At 48.0% G+C, this 248-nt stretch carries 1 protein-coding gene; it reads right to left on the bottom strand.

Features of this window, described 5'->3' with window-relative positions; translation table 11 throughout:
* Positions 1-67 precede the first annotated feature (67 nt).
* Positions 68-248 (bottom strand): hypothetical protein (locus B2W96_RS07670; protein WP_293009700.1); only part of this gene is annotated, 181 nt, incomplete at its 5' end.

Genomic DNA, 248 nt, shown 5'->3' with positions numbered 1-248 from the left:
TGGAGGAAATTCTGCGGACGCCGTAATAATTTTTAACGGCTGATTAACGGGGCAGCGGCACCAAGCGTTAAAGCATTGAAAGAATTTCAGTGAAATATGTCTGTTTTCTGCGTTTCATAGAAAAATGACGATCAATATGATATGATAGATTCTCCCTGCGGCGGCCCCATGCAGCAGCCGCCCGCAACGCGAAGCCATACGAGGAGGATCTTCCCATGCCAAACATATTTATTCTGGCGGTGGCCCTG

The organism is Oscillibacter sp. UBA6647, assembly GCA_002455655.1.
GTDB lineage: Bacteria > Bacillota > Clostridia > Oscillospirales > Oscillospiraceae > Oscillibacter.
The sequence above is the reverse complement of the archived record's forward strand: the minus strand, read 5'-3'. Positions and strand labels throughout refer to the sequence as shown.